At 28.7% G+C, this 17,252-nt stretch carries 20 protein-coding genes; all 20 read left to right on the plus strand.

The genetic code is table 11. The features are described from left to right. Positions 1 to 469: 469 nt before the first annotated feature. On the plus strand, positions 470 to 1,393 hold the full coding sequence (gene spoIIIAA / locus B2W91_RS03990) for a stage III sporulation protein AA (protein WP_291578987.1): 924 nt from the start codon (positions 470 to 472) through the stop codon (positions 1,391 to 1,393). Further along, on the plus strand, positions 1,387 to 1,905 hold the full coding sequence (gene spoIIIAB, locus B2W91_RS03995) for a stage III sporulation protein SpoIIIAB (RefSeq protein WP_291578988.1): 519 nt from the start codon (positions 1,387 to 1,389) through the stop codon (positions 1,903 to 1,905). Before spoIIIAA ends, spoIIIAB begins: the two co-directional genes overlap by 7 nt. Positions 1,906 to 1,917: 12 nt before the next feature. Beyond that, the gene (gene spoIIIAC, locus B2W91_RS04000) at positions 1,918 to 2,109 is read left to right on the plus strand and encodes a stage III sporulation protein AC (RefSeq protein ID WP_291578989.1); all 192 of its coding nucleotides are present in this window, start codon (positions 1,918 to 1,920) and stop codon (positions 2,107 to 2,109) included. Next, positions 2,091 to 2,474: a stage III sporulation protein AD gene (spoIIIAD, locus tag B2W91_RS04005; protein WP_291578990.1), complete on the plus strand. Its 384-nt coding sequence runs from the start codon at positions 2,091 to 2,093 to the stop codon at positions 2,472 to 2,474. Before spoIIIAC ends, spoIIIAD begins: the two co-directional genes overlap by 19 nt. 9 nt (positions 2,475 to 2,483) lie before the next feature. Then, complete coding sequence (gene spoIIIAE, locus B2W91_RS04010) at positions 2,484 to 3,635, plus strand: stage III sporulation protein AE (protein ID WP_291578991.1); 1,152 nt, start codon at positions 2,484 to 2,486, stop codon at positions 3,633 to 3,635. A gap of 18 nt (positions 3,636 to 3,653) precedes the next feature. Next, positions 3,654 to 4,247: a stage III sporulation protein AF gene (spoIIIAF, locus tag B2W91_RS04015; protein WP_291578992.1), complete on the plus strand. Its 594-nt coding sequence runs from the start codon at positions 3,654 to 3,656 to the stop codon at positions 4,245 to 4,247. Between the two features lie 82 nt (positions 4,248 to 4,329). Continuing rightward, entirely contained in the window at positions 4,330 to 4,971 is a 642-nt protein-coding gene (gene spoIIIAG / locus B2W91_RS04020) for a stage III sporulation protein AG (protein WP_414633100.1), read from the plus strand. Positions 4,972 to 5,011: 40 nt separating this feature from the next. Then, the gene (locus B2W91_RS04025; RefSeq protein ID WP_291578994.1) at positions 5,012 to 5,512 is read left to right on the plus strand and encodes a SpoIIIAH-like family protein; all 501 of its coding nucleotides are present in this window, start codon (positions 5,012 to 5,014) and stop codon (positions 5,510 to 5,512) included. Positions 5,513 to 5,588: 76 nt separating this feature from the next. Continuing rightward, positions 5,589 to 5,990, plus strand: coding sequence for an Asp23/Gls24 family envelope stress response protein (locus tag B2W91_RS04030; protein ID WP_291578995.1), 402 nt, complete (start codon positions 5,589 to 5,591; stop codon positions 5,988 to 5,990). Positions 5,991 to 6,358: 368 nt separating this feature from the next. Beyond that, positions 6,359 to 6,763 (plus strand): transcription antitermination factor NusB, encoded by a 405-nt coding sequence (nusB, locus tag B2W91_RS04035; protein WP_291578996.1) that lies wholly within the window; start codon positions 6,359 to 6,361, stop codon positions 6,761 to 6,763. A 23-nt stretch (positions 6,764 to 6,786) separates the two neighbouring features. Next, a complete protein-coding gene (locus B2W91_RS04040) occupies positions 6,787 to 7,632 on the plus strand; it encodes a bifunctional 5,10-methylenetetrahydrofolate dehydrogenase/5,10-methenyltetrahydrofolate cyclohydrolase (RefSeq protein WP_291578997.1) in 846 nt (281 codons plus the stop codon). After that, positions 7,625 to 8,830 carry an exodeoxyribonuclease VII large subunit gene (xseA, locus tag B2W91_RS04045; RefSeq protein ID WP_291578998.1) on the plus strand — a complete coding sequence of 402 codons (1,206 nt, stop codon included), beginning with the start codon at positions 7,625 to 7,627 and terminating at the stop codon, positions 8,828 to 8,830. Before B2W91_RS04040 ends, xseA begins: the two co-directional genes overlap by 8 nt. Continuing rightward, positions 8,830 to 9,054 carry an exodeoxyribonuclease VII small subunit gene (locus B2W91_RS04050; protein WP_291578999.1) on the plus strand — a complete coding sequence of 75 codons (225 nt, stop codon included), beginning with the start codon at positions 8,830 to 8,832 and terminating at the stop codon, positions 9,052 to 9,054. The genes xseA and B2W91_RS04050 overlap by 1 nt, the downstream gene beginning before the upstream one ends. Before the next feature lie 119 nt (positions 9,055 to 9,173). Further along, the gene (locus B2W91_RS04055) at positions 9,174 to 10,040 is read left to right on the plus strand and encodes a polyprenyl synthetase family protein (protein WP_291579000.1); all 867 of its coding nucleotides are present in this window, start codon (positions 9,174 to 9,176) and stop codon (positions 10,038 to 10,040) included. A gap of 677 nt (positions 10,041 to 10,717) precedes the next feature. Further along, positions 10,718 to 11,293 (plus strand): hypothetical protein, encoded by a 576-nt coding sequence (locus tag B2W91_RS04060; RefSeq protein ID WP_291579001.1) that lies wholly within the window; start codon positions 10,718 to 10,720, stop codon positions 11,291 to 11,293. 4 nt (positions 11,294 to 11,297) lie between these two features. Beyond that, positions 11,298 to 13,163 carry a 1-deoxy-D-xylulose-5-phosphate synthase gene (dxs, locus tag B2W91_RS04065; protein WP_291579002.1) on the plus strand — a complete coding sequence of 622 codons (1,866 nt, stop codon included), beginning with the start codon at positions 11,298 to 11,300 and terminating at the stop codon, positions 13,161 to 13,163. A 10-nt stretch (positions 13,164 to 13,173) separates the two neighbouring features. Continuing rightward, positions 13,174 to 13,998, plus strand: coding sequence for a TlyA family RNA methyltransferase (locus B2W91_RS04070; RefSeq protein WP_291579003.1), 825 nt, complete (start codon positions 13,174 to 13,176; stop codon positions 13,996 to 13,998). Next, positions 13,995 to 14,849, plus strand: coding sequence for an NAD(+)/NADH kinase (locus B2W91_RS04075; RefSeq protein WP_291579004.1), 855 nt, complete (start codon positions 13,995 to 13,997; stop codon positions 14,847 to 14,849). The genes B2W91_RS04070 and B2W91_RS04075 overlap by 4 nt, the downstream gene beginning before the upstream one ends. After that, entirely contained in the window at positions 14,846 to 15,298 is a 453-nt protein-coding gene (locus B2W91_RS04080) for an arginine repressor (protein WP_291579005.1), read from the plus strand. The genes B2W91_RS04075 and B2W91_RS04080 overlap by 4 nt, the downstream gene beginning before the upstream one ends. Before the next feature lie 12 nt (positions 15,299 to 15,310). Then, positions 15,311 to 17,005: a DNA repair protein RecN gene (recN, locus tag B2W91_RS04085; RefSeq protein WP_291579006.1), complete on the plus strand. Its 1,695-nt coding sequence runs from the start codon at positions 15,311 to 15,313 to the stop codon at positions 17,003 to 17,005. Positions 17,006 to 17,252: the final 247 nt, after the last annotated feature.

The raw sequence follows: 17,252 nt of genomic DNA on the forward strand, positions 1-17,252 counted from the left end.
TCGGAACAATACTAATAAATTCAACTAATGCTATGGAAAGGCTATATTTACTAGTGTTTTATTGTATATGGGAACAGTATTCGCCAGTTTTTTTTATACATATTATAGTTTAATATTTATTCAATAATATATGGTGAACACTGTTCACTGCTACGATTAATCAATTCTAAATTTCTCAGTTACCACTGGGAAATATCCGAAATTGTGAATTGTGAATTCAATAGTTTTAACTATGATACCCCAAAATACCAATTATTTTCACATACAATTGATTTTAGAGCTGATATATCTATATTATATCTTGTATTAAAAGACCAGCTAGCACCGCTATCTGGCTTTATTTTTTTGAAAGAAAATATTCTTAGAACTTTTAAAAAATTATTTTATTTTAGATTCATTAAAAAATATAAATACTAGTAATAATTTGTCCACCATCTAAATAATAATGAAATATGAAAGGGTGATAAAAATGGCAAAAGAAATACTAGATATATTACCTAAAAATATTAGAGATCTCTTAGAAAAGACTGTAGACATAGATAAGCTGCAGGAAATTAGATTAAAAGTAAATAGACCATTATATGTTTATTCTAATAATAATGAAAAATCTTTTCATTATAAGACATCTTTAGAAGAAATGAAATATGTTCTTCAAAAAATAAGCAATTATTCTATATACGCTTTTGAGGATGAAATTAAACAAGGATATATAACTATAAAAGGTGGACATAGAGTTGGATTATGTGGAACGGTAGTAACGGAAAACAACATAATAAAAACTATAAAAAATATTGTTTCTATAAATATAAGGGTTGCAAGGGAAGTAATAGATTGTTCTAAAGAAATATTGCCCTATATGATAGAGGAAAATAATGTTTTAAACACTATAATTATATCTCCACCTAAATGTGGTAAAACAACTATCCTTAGAGATATCTGTAGAGTATTATCTACAGGAAGCAGCAGTTTAAAGCTTACGGGAAAAAATATAACTGTTGTAGATGAAAGAAGTGAATTAGGAGCTTGTTATAATGGAATACCTCAAATGAATATTGGAGAGAGAACAGATGTCCTCGATAATTGTCCTAAAAGTCAAGGAATAATAATGGCAATTAGAAGTATGTCTCCGCAAATAATAATTTGTGATGAAATAGGAACCTCAAGCGATATGGAAAGTATAATTGCAGCTTTAAATTCTGGAGTTAATTTAATCACTACAATTCATGGATTTGATGTGGAAGATTTATATAAACGTCCAGTGTTTAGAGAAATCATGGAAAATGGTGTATTTAAACGGGCAATAGTATTAAGTAATAGAAAAGGTGTAGGTACTATTGAGTGCGTATATGACTTTACAAAGAGAGGAGAAATAAGAGGTGATTACAAATGTTAAAATTAGTAGGTTCTTTTATGATTTTAACGTCTGCTTCTCTTATCGGATATTTGTGTGGTGAAAATCTTAAAAAAAGAGTCATACATTTAAGAGAATTAGAGGGTGCCATATATCATTTAAAAAATGAAATAAGTTACAGCCATGTATTACTTCAAGAGGGACTTATAACTGTAGCAGAAAAGACAAAAAATCCAATAAATAAAGTTTTTTATAATGTATCAGATATGCTAAGAAGACATGAGTGTGAGAGTGTACATGAAGCTTTTATAATATCCTTTGAGGATAATAAAGAAAGCTTAGAATTAACTAAAGAAGATATAGGGATATTTCTAAGTTTGGCTAAGACCTTAGGGGAGATAAGTTTAGAAGGTCAGGAGGAAATGTTTAAGCTGACAATCATAAATTTAGAAAAGGCCATAAAAAATGCAGAACAGTCCTTAGAGAAGAATTTAAAAATGTATAGATATTTAGGTTTTACTATAGGTGCTATGGTAGTAATAGTTCTTATTTAGGGGGATGAGTCAATGTTAGATTTCAATTTAATATTTAAAATTGGAGCAGTAGGGGTTGTTCTTATAATATTAGATAAGGTTTTAAAAAGCGGTGGTAAAGAAGAATATGCTGTAATAGCAAATTTTGCAGGAATAATAATAATTTTGATGATGATAATAAGNNTTATTTCTAAAAGGAGGACATTATGGAAATATTGCAAATAGTAGGCTTTGCATTTTGTGCTCTCTTTATCACTCAAACTATTAAAGGAAAAAGAGATGATATTGCATTATTTGTGAGTTTAATAGCTGGAATAATCATATTTTTATTTATGATAAGTAAGTTAACAGTTGTAATAAATTTTCTTCAAACCTTAGCCAATAAAGCAAATATTGATGTGATTTATCTAGATACAGTATTTAAAATTTTGGGAATAGCTTATTTATCTTCATTTTGCAGTGAGGTCTGCAAGGATGCAGGAGAAAACAGCATAGCATCTAAGGTTGAATTTGCAGGAAAAATATTAATACTTACTTTAGCAATGCCAATACTTATGGGAGTTATGCAAACTATATTAAAGATAATGTAGAGGTAGAATATGAAGAGGTTTTTGTTAGTATTAGCTATTATATTGTGGTTACCTTTTAATGTACAAGCTATGGAAGATACCACTGGATTAACAGAAGAACAAAATATACAAATAGAAAAACTATATGATTATATAACTAATATACAAAGTGAATATGAAATATTAAATAATATGAATCCAAAAGAATTTGTAAAAAACTATATGAAAAACGGAGATAGTGGACTATCTATGAAAGCTCTATTTAAATACTTTTCCACATATGCATTTAAAGAGATTTTAGTTGCTTTTAAATTAGTAGGTTCACTAATAATTGTAGCAATTGTATGTGCACTATTAAATAATCTTCAAAGTGCATTTAGTAATGAAAGTTTAACTAATATTGCTTATTTTGCTTGTTATTCTGTAATGATAATTCTAATTGTAAAGGGCTTTTATATAGGTGTAACTTTAGCTAAGGATGCAATTATGGAAATGAGCAATTTTGTAGCTGCATTATTCCCTGTATTAATGATGCTTTTGGCTAGTGTTGGAGGTTTTGTGGAAGCAACTTTAATGGATCCAATAATAATGGGAATAAGTAGTGTAGGAGCAAGATTTTATGCTACCGTACTAATACCTATAATCTGCATGAGTTTTGTATTGGAATTTGTTAATAATATTTCTGATGATTATAAAGTAAATAATTTATCAAACCTTCTTAGAAAATCAGCACTATGGATACAAGGAATATTTATGACTATTTTTATAGCAATAATAACTATAAGAAGTATTGCAGCCAAAAGTCTTGATTTAGTAACTATGAAAACTGCAAAATTTGCAGTTGATAGCTTTATACCTGTAGTAGGAAAAACATTATCTGATGCTATTTCTACAGTAGCAGGCTATACAGTGCTTTTAAAAAATGCTATAAGCTCTATAGGGTTAATAGTAGTAATAGTAATAATGCTACTTCCAATAATAAAAATATTAATTATGGCATTTATATATAAGCTTACTGCAGCCTTAATAGAGCCTATAAGCGATAAGAAAGTTGTTTCAGTGATTGATTCAGCTGGAAATTCTCTTATTATGATAAATTCTTGCATAATAAGTGTAAGCATAATGTTCTTCATAATGATTACCATTGTAGCCTCTACAGGAAAAAGTATTATAATGCTGTGAGGATAGGGTGGTGAAAAAATGATAAACTCTTTAAATCAATGGATAATAAATATTTGTACTGCAGTGTTTTTCATTACAGCAGTACAGATGATACTACCAGATAATAAACTAAAAAAATATTGCAAATTTGCATTAGGTCTAATATTAGTAGTTATAATTTTAAATCCAATTGTTAAACTTTTAGATTCTAAGGCAGACATTCATAGGGAAATTGAAGATTCTGCTGCATACATATTTGATCAAAAGTATGAAGTGGATTATGAAAAATATAGACAAGCCAATGTAGAAAATACTATTAAAAATTTTGAACAGAATATGGAGATACAGTGTACCAAGGACCTTCAAGAGAAATATGGTGATAAAAAGTTTAAAACAAAAGTAGAAGCGTCATTTATTAAAGAATCTAATGGCTTCCAAATTGATAGTATAGAAATTGGATTAAATGATAGTAGTGTTAAAAAGGTAAAGAAGGTAGAAATAGGAAGTGACAGTGTAACAGTGGATAAAGTTCAAGATCCTCAGGATGAGAATGCACTAGAAATAAAGAGGTATATTAGCTCTAAGTATAGTGTATCTGAAGAAATCATATATGTTTATAGAGAAAATTCATAATATAACAGTAATTAATTATATTTAACCTATGAATAAAAAGGGAGGAATAAATGTGAATTTTGATAAGCTCAAAAACATACTAATGGATTTTAACAAAGGTAAAAATAATGTGAATGCCAGAATAAATAATCCTGATGAGGGTAAAAATAAGCTAACAAGTAAAAAAACAAATTCAAACAATAAAACGTTTAATTTACTCTTACTCCTATTGGCTGGAATAGCACTAACAATTGTAGGAAGTTTTTTTAAAGATACGAAAGCTTCTAATATGATTAATAATGATAACAATAATAATAAGCAAGAAGTTAGTATTATAGAAGCAAAAATATCTTATAAAGAAAAAGTTCAAAATGAGCTAATAAGTATTTTAGGAAAAATTGAAGGTGTTGGAAAGATAGAGGCGATGATTTATTTTGATGGTGGTGAAGAGCAAGTTCCAGCATTCAATGTAAATGATTCAAAAAGTACTACAAAAGAAAAAGATACCAGTGGAGGGGAAAGGGATATAACACAGGAGAATGGTGGAAGTACTGTTGTGATGTCTAATGATGGAGGGAAAACAGAACCCTTAATAGTTAAAACCTATAATCCTAAAATAACTGGTATATGTATAGTAGCTGAAGGTGCAGGGGATAAAGTAACAGAACTTAGAGTGCGTCAAGCAGTTACTAATCTTTTCGGTTTAGAGGAAGAAAAAGTACAGGTATATCCTATGAAAAATTAGCATATAATGAGTTAGAAATAAAATTTTGGGGGGAAAATAAATGAACAAAAAACAAACTGTTATTATTTCTGCATTACTAGTAGTTATAGTATTATGTGGATATGCTGCAACTAAGGTAAATGGACCACTATATGTAACTGATGATCAATTCATAGGCGAGACAATTAAAGAAGAAAAGACTAAGACTACAAGTAGTACTAATTATTTTACAGAATCAAGACTAAGTCGTGAGCAAGGTAGAAATAAAGCTATTCAAACCTTAAAAACTTTATTAGATGATGAAAATACTCCTGCTGAGCAAAAAGCTGAAGCTGCTGAAGAGTATAAAAATTTAGCACTTAGAACAGATAAAGAAACCAATATTGAGCTTGCTTTAAAAGCACAAGGCTTTGAAGAAGCAGTATGTGAATTAGAAGATAGCAAAGCTAACATAGTTGTAAAAGCTGGTGAAGAATTAACTGATCAACAAATAAGACAAGTAAAAGATGTAGTAATGAATAAAGCTAATATTAAAGATATAAAAATAAAGGCTATGGAATAGTATTTGTAATATAATTCTTTATCTGATATAATATTTTTAACAACTTTTACCTATGTAAATGCAAGGGGGTACTGATATGGAAGAAAATAAAATACATGAGGAAATCAACGACATAGAAATGGGTATTGTAAAAATATCTGACGAGGTGGTTAGTGTAATTGCTGGAATAGCAGCATCTGAAATAAAAGGTATTACTGGAATGAGTGCTAGCTTAGTAGGAGAAATTAGCCAAATCTTTGGAGGAAAGAAAAATGCTTCCAAAGGAGTTAAGGTTAGTTTAGAAGAGGATAGTGCTGTTATAGATCTATATATTACAGTTGAGTATGGAGTTAAGATATCTGAAGTTGCAGAAAAAGTTCAAAGTAATGTAAGAAGAACTGTAGAAACAATGACAGGCTTAACAGTATCAGCAGTTAATGTTTTTGTACAAAATGTTATACTCCCTAAATCAGATAAGGAAGATGCAAAAGAGAACTAGCAATAAACACCCTCTGATAAAGAGGGTGTTTTTATGTTTACTTTTCTTTTATTGTGTCAATTATTTATGATATAATTATTTTCAGGTTGAAAATAATTATATCATAGGTTATTGTATATATCGGTAATAAAAATAATGAGATAGAGTTTAAAGATATTTTATGCAATGTATATTATTTTAGGACTTAATGTATAAGCTTTGTATTACATAAGTTAGAAAATTTAACAATTCGATGCCTAAGTATATAGAGTTATAGATTAAATTAGGAAGTAGTAAACCTATATATAAGATATAATAGCTATAATTAAAATTTCAGCATACATTTAAAAATGACATAAATTAATAATTACATATTTAGGAGGCAATTTATGAATAGAAAAAAGTCAAGAGAAATAGCTATGAAGCTATTATTTGAAATGTCAATAAATAAAGAAAGTTATACTGATATAGTTGAAAGCTTTAAAGAAAATACTGACATAAAATTGGATGATGTAGATTTTGGGTACATAATAAGAATTTTAAAGACTACTAATGAAAACATAATTTTAATTGATGAAACCATAGAAAAAAATTTAGTTAAATGGAGCTTAAGTAGACTATCAAAAATGAATTTAGCTATACTTAGAATAGCAATTTGTGAAATCTTGTTTGAAGATGATATTCCTGAAAAGGTATCAGTTAATGAAGCTATAGAACTTGCGAAGAAATATGGAGAAGATAATGCTTCTTCCTTTATTAATGGAGTATTAAATAGTATAATTAAAGGTAAATAATATTAAAAAGGGGGAATACTGTAATGAGTATAAAAATTGATGGAAAACAAATTGCTGTAACTCATAGAGAAAACATAAAAGCTAGAATTGAAGAAAAAACATTAATAGGTGTAAGAAAACCGTCAATGGTAGCTATTTTAGTGGGAAATGATGGTGGATCTATTTCTTATATGAAAAATCAACAAAAGCTCAGTGAATCCCTAGATGTAAATTATAACTCTCTAATATTAGATGAAACTATTACACAGGAAGAACTTATAGGTAAAATTAAAGAGTTAAATAGTGATAATACAGTAGATGGAATAATTCTTCAATTACCCCTACCAAAGAATTTTGATGAAAAAGAAGTAACTTCAGCAATATGTCATAATAAAGACATAGATGGATTAACAGATATTAATACAGGAAGATTGTACAAGGGAGAAAAGTGCTTTATACCTTGTACTGCCAAAAGTGTACTTGAGCTTATTAAGTATGTTGAAAGTGATATTAAAGGAAAGAATGCAGTAGTTATAGGAAGAAGTAATATAGTAGGAAAGCCGGTAGCACAACTTTTATTAAATGAAAATGCTACTGTTACTATATGTCATTCTAAAACAAAAAATTTAAAAGAAGTTTGTAAAGAAGCAGATATATTAATTGCTGCAATTGGCAGACCAGGATTTGTAACAAAAGATTTTGTAAAAGATGGAGCAATTGTTATAGACGTTGGAACTACAATGGTAGATGGAAAAATTAAAGGAGATGTATGCTATGATGAAGTGATGGAAGTAGCATCTCATGTAAGTCCAGTACCTGGAGGAGTAGGCGCTATGACAACAACTATGCTATTAAGAAATACCTGTGAGGCGTGGAATAAAAATGTATAAAAAAATAATTAGTGTTACCGCATTAAATAGTTATATTAAAAAGACTATTGATAATGACTTTATACTTAGTAATTCTAATGTTAAAGGAGAATTATCTAATGTAAAAATTCATAGTAGTGGGCACATTTATTTTTCTTTAAAAGACCATTCTTCTAAAATAAATTGCGTTATGTTTAAAAGTAATGCAAACTCATTAACATTCATACCTGAAAATGGTATGAATGTTGTTGTTAGTGGAAGAATATCTGTGTATGAAAAAGAAGGTGTGTACCAGCTATATTGTAATAGTATGGAAGTAGATGGACAAGGTGAGCTTTATATAGCCTTCGAAAAGTTAAAAAAGAAATTAGAAATAGAAGGAATCTTTGACTCTTCTAGAAAAAAGGAATTACCTGTTTTTCCTAGGACTATAGGCGTTATAACCTCACCTACAGGAGCAGCTATTAGGGATATTATAAATGTATCAACTAGAAGAAATCCTAAAGTTAATTTACTTATATGTCCTTCTTTAGTTCAAGGAGCTAATGCTAGTGAAGATATAGTAGGAGCTATAGAGTGTTTAAATAGCATAGAAGATGTAGATGTAATAATTTTAGCTAGAGGAGGAGGATCTATTGAAGAACTATGGCCTTTTAATGAAGAAATAGTAGCAAGGGCTATTTCAGCTTCTATAAAGCCTATAGTTACAGGGGTAGGTCATGAGACAGATTATACTATAAGTGATTTTGTTAGTGATAAGAGGGCTGCAACTCCGTCACAAGCAGCAGAATTTACAGTTCCGGTTCTGAAGGATTTAGAAGACAGATTGATTGGATATAAAGGATTAATTAATATAAATATAGATAAAAAAATTAAAGAAGAAAAAAATAAATTAAATTTATATATAAAGACTCTTCAATTAAACAGTCCAGAAAATTATGTTATTAATCAGTATCAAACTATAGATAAATTTAAAAATTTATTAGATAATAAAATTGAGAGCATGCTAGAAAAACAATTATTAAAGATTTCTAAAAGTTATGAATTGTTAAGTGCTCATAATCCATTAAATGTACTAAATAAAGGATATGCATTAGTTGAAGATGAAAATAATAATTTAATAACTTCAATTAAATCCTTAAAAACAAAAGATCAAATCAAAATTTTATTTAAAGATGGTAGTGGTGATTTTAAAGTTCAGTATAAGGAGAATGTTTAATGGCAAGAAAAAAAGAAAGTTATGAAGATAAATTAATGAGATTGACAGGAATAATTTCTGACATGGAGAGTAGTGAGCTAACTTTAGAAGACTCTATGAAACAATATGAAGCAGGAATTAAACTTTGTAATGAACTTTACAAAATGTTAAATGAGTATGAAGGCAAGATTAAGTTATTATCAAATGGTGAAGAAAAGGATTTTAATTTTGAAGAAGTTGATTAATTCTAATTATTAAATAATATTGCCTTTTATTTATAGCAAATTCTAAAAAAAGAAATATGTGCAATTGATAAGTAGTAAATATTCTATTGTTGATTGTATATAATGGAAAGGAAATGGAAATGTTTATAAAAGACTATAAAAATTTAATAGAAACATGGATAAATGAATATTTCGAAAATAAGTCATCAGAAAATAAAGGATATTTTGAACCAATGGTTTATAGTTTAAATATAGGTGGAAAGAGAATCAGACCTATGCTTTTACTTCTAGCTTATGGATTATATAAAGAAAATTATACGGAAGCATTACCTTTTGCAGCAGCTATGGAGATGATTCATACATATTCTTTAATACATGATGACCTGCCTTCTATGGATAATGATGAATTAAGAAGAGGAATGGCAACAAATCATATTAAATTTGGAGAAGCTAGGGCTATTTTAGCTGGCGATGGTCTACTAAATGAAGCTATGATAATAATGCTTAAAGAATGCTTAAAGTGTGAGGAAAGAAAAATAAAAGCTTCTAATATTATAGCTAATGCTTCAGGCGCAGAAGGAATGATATTAGGGCAAATTATAGATATAGAAAGTGAACATAAAAAAATATCTGAAGAAACAATGCTTAAAATGCATAAAAACAAAACGGGACAACTTATAAAAGCTTCAATTATAAGTGGTGCAATTTTAGGCGGTGCAACAGAAGAAGAAATTCGCATTTTAGGAGAGTATGGAGATAAATTAGGATTAGCTTTTCAAATAAAAGATGATATATTAGATGTTACTGGAGATGAAAATCTTATAGGAAAAAGTTTAAGTGATAAGAATAATGAGAAGACAACTTTTGTTACGATGTATGGTTTAGAAAAGTGTAAAAATTTATGTGAAGAAATTACTAAAGAATGCTTTGAATTATTAAATAAACTTAATAAAAACACATCCTTATTGAGTGAATTAACCATGTTTTTATTAGAGCGCCAATATTAATTTAAAAGAGATTTTTAAGTGAAATTTACGATTTTGACATTTTTATTTCATGTGGTATAATGTGTTTCAAAAGGTGGTGCAGTATTCTAGTCAGGTAAGTATTTTTGAGGGCGGGGCTAAAAATCCGTTAAAGAGCATATCGATGAAGTTCCTTGTGCTGGCTTATAACGCCCAGTTGTGGGTTGGTGCTGGGAGTAAGGTTGTGGGGCAATCGCAAAGGCATGCGACATTGACCCTACATCCGTGGAGACCATTGTATGTGCTTTGGAAGAAATATCTAAAGTACGGCAATGGATTAAACCTGTATTGTGGTAAATTTAGCTATGTGCAGAGTAGCTTGCCTTGAGTGGGGTGGGTAGAGGTGAGAACAAACCAATATGCTTAGGCCAAAGCATTGCGGTTATTGCTCACTAAAACCTATGCTGCAAAAGAGGATAAAAAAATACCTAACTGTTGAGGAAATCTCCTAGACTGTTTATTTTGTAAAATATATTAGGGATTGTAGTGTGGACTAAGTGGTAATCTAGCCCTATAGATTTGGTAACACTATAGATAGAGCATTAAAAGGAAACTACTGAAATGGCGACATTTTAGTTGCTCTATGGGAAATCCTGCTGGACCTAAGCCGCAAAATTTACTTAATATATTACCACTTTTTGATTTTTTGGAGGATTATATTGAGTAAAGATAGATATAAAAAAAGAAATAAAAATTCAAAAAAAGAAGGTAAAAAGAAAGAAAACCGTTGGATTTTTGTAATTATTATATCCACGATGATTATAAGTGGTTCAGTTTCACTCCTATCTGAAGCTACACTGTCACAAGTAAATGTACCAATAGCTATAGGAATATTGCTTTTTATTGTTTTATTAGGAGTTATCTTTGATATAGTTGGTACTGCTGTGACTGCTGGTAATGAAGTGCCATTTCATTCAATGGCATCTCAAAAAATAGGGGGAGCCAATATAGCTGTAAAATTAATGAGAAATGCTAGCAAGGTTTCTAATTTTTGCAACGATGTTGTAGGCGATATATGTGGTATAATAAGTGGATCTATAGGCGTAGTTATAGTGGAAAAAGTCAAACATTTATACCCAACCTTAAATTATGTATTTATAGCGGCTATAGTTAGCGCTATAATTGCTTCTATGACCGTAGGAGGAAAAGCTATGGGGAAGAAATTTGCTATTGCAAAAAGCAATGATATAATTTTTACGGTTGCAAAAATATTACATTTTGTAAAAAGAGGATAAAAAAATGACAAAATACTTACATAGTTATAGTGATTTTCGCAGTATAAGAGAGATGAATATACAAGAACTAAATGAGTTTGCTCAAGAAATACGCCAATTTTTGATAGAAAAAGTTTCAAAAACAGGAGGCCACTTAGCTTCTAATTTAGGTGTAGTTGAGCTAACTATTAGTTTATTTAATGTTTTTAATTTTGATAAAGATAAAGTTATATGGGATGTAGGGCACCAATCCTATGTTCATAAAATTTTGACAGGAAGAAAAGATGAATTTGACGGCTTAAGGAATTATGGCGGAATAAGTGGTTTTCCTAAAAGAGAAGAAAGTAAATATGACTTTTTTGAAACAGGTCATAGTAGTACTTCAATATCTGCAGCTGTAGGAATGGCGCGAGCAAGAGATTTAAGAGGAGAAAATAATGACATTATTGCAGTTATTGGTGATGGTGCACTAACTGGAGGTATGGCTTTAGAAGCATTGAATGACGTAGGTGATAAAAAGACTAAGCTTATTATAATATTAAATGATAACCAAATGTCTATATCTAAAAATGTAGGAGGATTATCTACCTATTTAAGTCAAATAAGAATGGATTCCTTTTATAACAAGATGAAAAATGATGTTACATCCACATTAGAAAAGATACCTACTGTTGGAAAGGGTATGGTAAATTCTATACATAAAATTAAAGATGGCTTAAAGCAAATTTTAGTACCAGGAATGTTTTTTGAAGATATGGGTATTAAATATATTGGACCTATTGATGGACACAATATAAAAGAGGTAAGCAAGGTATTAAAAATGGCTAAAAATATAGATGGACCAGTTGTAATACATGCAATAACCACTAAAGGAAAGGGATATTCTTTTGCTGAAAAATCTCCACAGAAGTTCCATAGTGTAGGACCTTCTGATTGCAATAATGGTAAAGTAAGTTCCAATAAATGCAAAAGTTATTCATCTGTTTTTGGAGAGGAACTTATAAATATAGCTAAAGAGAAAAAAGAAGTAGTGGCAATTACTGCTGCTATGCCTGAAGGAACTGGATTAGGAGATTTTGCTAAAGAATTTCCTAAAAGATTTTTTGATGTTGGAATTGCAGAACAGCATGCAGTAACTATGGCTGCTGGTATGGCATCATCAGGGTTAAGACCAGTATTTGCAGTTTATTCAACTTTTCTTCAAAGAGCTTATGATCAGGTTCTTCATGATGTGGCATTGCAAAATTTACCAGTAGTTTTTGCTATTGATAGAGCTGGGATAGTAGGACAAGATGGAGAAACTCACCAAGGAATATTTGATTTGTCTTATTTATCACATATACCTAATATGACAATAATGAGTCCTAAGTGTGTAGATGAACTTAAAACTATGCTTAACTTTGCACTAGGAGAAAATTATCCCATAGCTATAAGGTATCCTCGTGGTGGAGATAATGAGAATATACATCTGTCTCCTATAAAGAAACTTGTAAAGGGTAAATGGGAAGTACTTCAAGGGATGAAGGGTAAAATAGCATTAGTAGCTACTGGAAAAATGGTTCAAAATGCCATTTTAGTTAGAGAAAAGCTTCTACAAAATAATATTGAAAGTACAGTGGTAAATGCTTGTTTTATCAAACCTTTAGATAAAAATTTAATAAAGGAACTTATAGAAGGTGGATATAGTATTGTAACTATTGAAGACAATGTAATATCTGGTGGATTAGGTAGCAATGTTCTTCAGTATGTAAATAGTATTTCAAAAAATACTAAAGTTATAAATTTAGGATTTAATGATAAATTTATAACTCACGGTTCAGCGGATACTTTATATAAAATTTATAATTTAGATACTGAAGGTATTTATAATAGTATTATAAATCTTCTATAAAGGAGTTTATATGTGTAACAATAAGATGAGATTAGATGTTTTAGTTTATAATAAAAAAATTGCTAATTCTAGAGAAAAAGCTAGAGAGTACATAATTGACGGTAAAATTTATGTTAATAATATAAAGGAAATAAAATGCGGTAAGAAATTTGATGAAAATGTACTAATAGAGTTTAAAGGAGAAGTTATGCCCTATGTTAGTAGGGGAGGGCTAAAACTTGAGAAAGCTCTAAAAATTTTTTCAATTGATTTAGAGGAAAAAATCTGTTTAGATATTGGAGCATCTACTGGCGGGTTTACTGACTGTATGCTTAAGCATAAAGCTAGTAAAATTTATGCTATTGATGTTGGTATTGATCAATTGGTAGAAGACCTTAGGAAAAATCCTAAGGTAATTTCTATGGAAAATACTAATGTCAGATATCTAACTCTTGAAGACATTGGAGAGTACTGCGATTTTGCATCAATAGATGTTTCCTTTATATCTTTAAAAAAGGTAATTCCATCTGTGGTAAGTCTATTAAAAGATGATGGAATATGCGTTGCTCTTATTAAGCCGCAATTCGAAGTTGGAATAGGAAAAGTAAATAAAAAAGGCGTTGTTAAAAAACCAGATATTCATAAAGATGTTATAATTGAAATCGTAGAGTTCCTTAAAGAAATAGGTCTTAAAATAATGAATTTAAGTTATTCTCCTATTAAGGGACCTAATGGTAATATTGAATATTTAATAGAATTTACTAAAAATCATAATAACAAGGACGAATTTAGTTACGACCTTATTTCTAAGGTTGTGAATTCATCCCATTTTGCATTATCCACGGAGGAGATATGAAAAAAATAGGTATAAATATTAATTCGACAAAAGATAAAGAAGGTAAAACAATAGAGTATGTTGAATTAATAGTAAGAAAATACTTTATAAATTGTGAAATATACAAATTCTATGATGCTCTTTATTTAGAAGAAGAAAAAAATAGGGATTTAGACTTATTGATAGCCTTAGGTGGGGATGGAACTATTTTAAGAGCTGCAACAGCAGTAGAGAAATTTGAGACTCCTATACTGGCAGTAAATATAGGCCATTTGGGTTTTTTATCTAGTATAGAATTGTCCGACTTTGAAGAGGCAATTAAAAGGATACTTAATAAAGAATTTCATATTGATGATAGGATGATGATAAAATGTTCACTTCCCAAAAGTAATAGTGAATATTATTATACAGCTTTAAATGATATTGTTGTATCAAAAGGAACTTTATCCAGAGCCATTAGTTATTACATATATGTAGATAACACTTTTTATATAAATTATAAGGCGGATGGATTGATTATTAGCACCCCAACAGGATCTACAGCATATTCATTATCAGCAGGAGGTCCTATAATTTATCCAACTTTGGATATTATATCAGTAACACCAATTTGTCCAATTTCAGTAGGAATTAAAACAATAGTAGTGCATTCTGAGAACAAGATAAATGTTAAAATAAAATCTTATTCTGAAGGTGCCTATTTAAATATTGATGGACAAAATGTGGTTGAACTTAATCATGATGAAGAAGTATTTGTAGAAGTGTTACCAAGAAAATGTAAATTAATAAAATTTAATGACTATAATTATTTTAAGGTATTAAGAAAAAAAATAATTTCTAGGTCAATAGAGTGTGAAGGTGATAATTCGTGAAAAGTTTACGTCATGAAAAGATTTATGAGATTATTAAATCTAAAGATGTTGAAACTCAGGAAGAATTAGCGGAAGAACTAAGGAATGAAGGGATTAATGTAACCCAAGCAACAGTTTCAAGAGATATTAAGGAGCTAAATCTTATAAAAATTTTATCTCATAATGGGAAATACAAGTATTCAGCACCAACTAAAGCAAAAAATTATAATCCAAATGCTATGGCAAATATGTTATCAAAGACTGCTTTATCTGTAGAAAAAATTGATAAGCTTTTAGTAGTTAAAACTATATCCGCTTCAGCTGCTTTAGCTGCAGAAGCACTGGACTCTTTTGAACTAGATGGAATAGCAGGTACTATAGCTGGAGATAATACTGTTTTAGTTATTACTAGAAGCGATGAAAAAGCAGAAGAGATAGTATCATTAATTAAAAATTTGATTCATAGATAGGATGATTAAAGGATGCTTTTACAATTAAATATTAAGAACTTTGCATTAATTGAAGAATTATCTATAGATTTTGAAGAAGGTTTTAATGTTTTATCTGGAGAAACTGGAGCAGGAAAATCTATATTAATAGATGCAATTAATTATGTTTTAGGTGGAAAGTTTAATAAAAATTTAATTAGAGCTGGTGAAGAAAAGACTATAGTAGAAGCAATTTTCGCTATTGATAACGAAAAAACTAAAAAAATTCTAGATATACTAGATATAGATTATGATGATGTAATAGTTTTAACTAGAGAAAGTTTTAATACAGGTAGATCTATTGCAAAGGTAAATAATAAAACTTTAATATTATCAAAAATAAAACTAATTAGCGAAGTGTTATTAGATATTCATGGTCAACATGAAAATCAAAATTTATTAGATAATAGTAATCATATAAATTATGTAGATGCTTTTGGTAGTGATAAAATAGGACATTTGCTAAATGATTATAAAGAAAACTATGATAAGCTATCCTCAATTGAGAAAAAAATTTCTGATTTAAGAGGTAATGATAATCAGAGGGAAAAAAATATGGATTTTATTAAGTTTCAAATCGATGAAATAAATAGTATGAGTCCTAAATTAGGAGAAGATGAGGAATTAGAAGAAAGATTTTCACTTTTATCTAATGCTGAAAAAATAGAAAAAAGTTTATTATCCTCTTATAATTTATTAAAAAACAATCTAGAAGAAGGATTTTCTGTAATTGATGGATTATCACATGTTATTAGAGAACTAAGAACTATAGAAGAGCATAAGAGTGAGATTAAAAATATATCTAATGCCCTAGAGGAATGTTATTATTTGATAGAGCAAAATACAGATGAAATTAGAACCTTAAAAGATAGTATTTATTATGATGAGAAAGAATTAGAATTTGTAAACTCTAGAATGTATCAATTAGGAGCTTGTAAGAAAAAATATGGAGAAACTATTGAGGATGTATTAAGTTACAAATCGGATTTAGAAAAAAGATTTGATGAATTACTTAATAGTGGAGAAATTATTGAAAAGTTAGAAAAAGAAAAAGTGCAATTAGTAGATATAATGCAAAAACAAGCTCTAAACATTTATAATATGAGGGTTGAAATTAGCGAACAATTAGAAAAAAATATAAAAAGAGAGCTTGATTATATAGGACTTGATAAAAGCACATTTAAAATAGAAATAATACATACTACAGAATTATCAAATAATGGAAGTGACAAGGTGCAGTTTAATATTTCTACGAATCCAGGTCAACCACTTCAACCTTTAGAAGAGATTGTATCTGGTGGAGAGCTATCTAGAATTATGCTAGCACTTAAAACTGTATTTGTAGATAAGGATGAAATTCCTACAGTAATATTCGATGAAATAGACACAGGAATAAGTGGAAGAATAGCTCAAAGAGTTGGTGAGAAAATGTACTTAATTTCTAAGAATCATCAGGTTTTTTGTGTAACTCATTTACCTCAAATTGCTAGTATGGCAGATTATAATTATTTAATTGCAAAGGAATCATTAGAAAATACTACTTATACTAATGTTACAAAAATGAATAAAGAAGAAAAAAAATATGAAATTGCAAGAATGATCGGTGGTAGTGAAGTTACTAAATTAACTTTGGATAATTCAGAAGAGATGATTGAAATGGCAAATATTTTAAAGAGAAATATAGTATAGTATACATAATATAAAAAAGAAATGACAAAATAAAACTATGAATTAATTTTAATTAATTCATAGTTTTTTTATAATTAACAGAATAAATAAATTAGTAAAATTAAAAAAACAATAAATAATGGTAGTTATGTAAAAAAATAATTTTTAATTATTAATTTAAAATATCAGTGATTATTAAACTTTTTAACATATATAGAATTTTAAATTAATAATATACAATTAATAAGATATTAAAAAGTTTAATAAT

This window comes from Clostridium sp. UBA6640 (assembly GCF_002455975.1).
Classification (GTDB): domain Bacteria; phylum Bacillota; class Clostridia; order Clostridiales; family Clostridiaceae; genus Clostridium_J.

What these genes read in the sequence shown, in the direction of transcription:
- xseA (WP_291578998.1), top strand. Translation starts at nt 7,625, where the DNA reads ATGTATAAAAAAATAATTAGTGTTACCGCATTAAATAGTTATATTAAA.
- recN (WP_291579006.1), top strand. Translation starts at nt 15,311, where the DNA reads ATGCTTTTACAATTAAATATTAAGAACTTTGCATTAATTGAAGAATTA.
- spoIIIAB (WP_291578988.1), top strand. Translation starts at nt 1,387, where the DNA reads ATGTTAAAATTAGTAGGTTCTTTTATGATTTTAACGTCTGCTTCTCTT.
- B2W91_RS04030 (WP_291578995.1), top strand. Translation starts at nt 5,589, where the DNA reads ATGGAAGAAAATAAAATACATGAGGAAATCAACGACATAGAAATGGGT.
- spoIIIAE (WP_291578991.1), top strand. Translation starts at nt 2,484, where the DNA reads ATGAAGAGGTTTTTGTTAGTATTAGCTATTATATTGTGGTTACCTTTT.
- nusB (WP_291578996.1), top strand. Translation starts at nt 6,359, where the DNA reads ATGAATAGAAAAAAGTCAAGAGAAATAGCTATGAAGCTATTATTTGAA.
- spoIIIAA (WP_291578987.1), top strand. Translation starts at nt 470, where the DNA reads ATGGCAAAAGAAATACTAGATATATTACCTAAAAATATTAGAGATCTC.
- spoIIIAF (WP_291578992.1), top strand. Translation starts at nt 3,654, where the DNA reads ATGATAAACTCTTTAAATCAATGGATAATAAATATTTGTACTGCAGTG.
- spoIIIAG (WP_414633100.1), top strand. Translation starts at nt 4,330, where the DNA reads ATGGATTTTAACAAAGGTAAAAATAATGTGAATGCCAGAATAAATAAT.
- B2W91_RS04075 (WP_291579004.1), top strand. Translation starts at nt 13,995, where the DNA reads ATGAAAAAAATAGGTATAAATATTAATTCGACAAAAGATAAAGAAGGT.
- B2W91_RS04050 (WP_291578999.1), top strand. Translation starts at nt 8,830, where the DNA reads ATGGCAAGAAAAAAAGAAAGTTATGAAGATAAATTAATGAGATTGACA.
- B2W91_RS04025 (WP_291578994.1), top strand. Translation starts at nt 5,012, where the DNA reads ATGAACAAAAAACAAACTGTTATTATTTCTGCATTACTAGTAGTTATA.
- spoIIIAD (WP_291578990.1), top strand. Translation starts at nt 2,091, where the DNA reads ATGGAAATATTGCAAATAGTAGGCTTTGCATTTTGTGCTCTCTTTATC.
- dxs (WP_291579002.1), top strand. Translation starts at nt 11,298, where the DNA reads ATGACAAAATACTTACATAGTTATAGTGATTTTCGCAGTATAAGAGAG.
- B2W91_RS04055 (WP_291579000.1), top strand. Translation starts at nt 9,174, where the DNA reads ATGTTTATAAAAGACTATAAAAATTTAATAGAAACATGGATAAATGAA.
- B2W91_RS04070 (WP_291579003.1), top strand. Translation starts at nt 13,174, where the DNA reads ATGTGTAACAATAAGATGAGATTAGATGTTTTAGTTTATAATAAAAAA.
- B2W91_RS04040 (WP_291578997.1), top strand. Translation starts at nt 6,787, where the DNA reads ATGAGTATAAAAATTGATGGAAAACAAATTGCTGTAACTCATAGAGAA.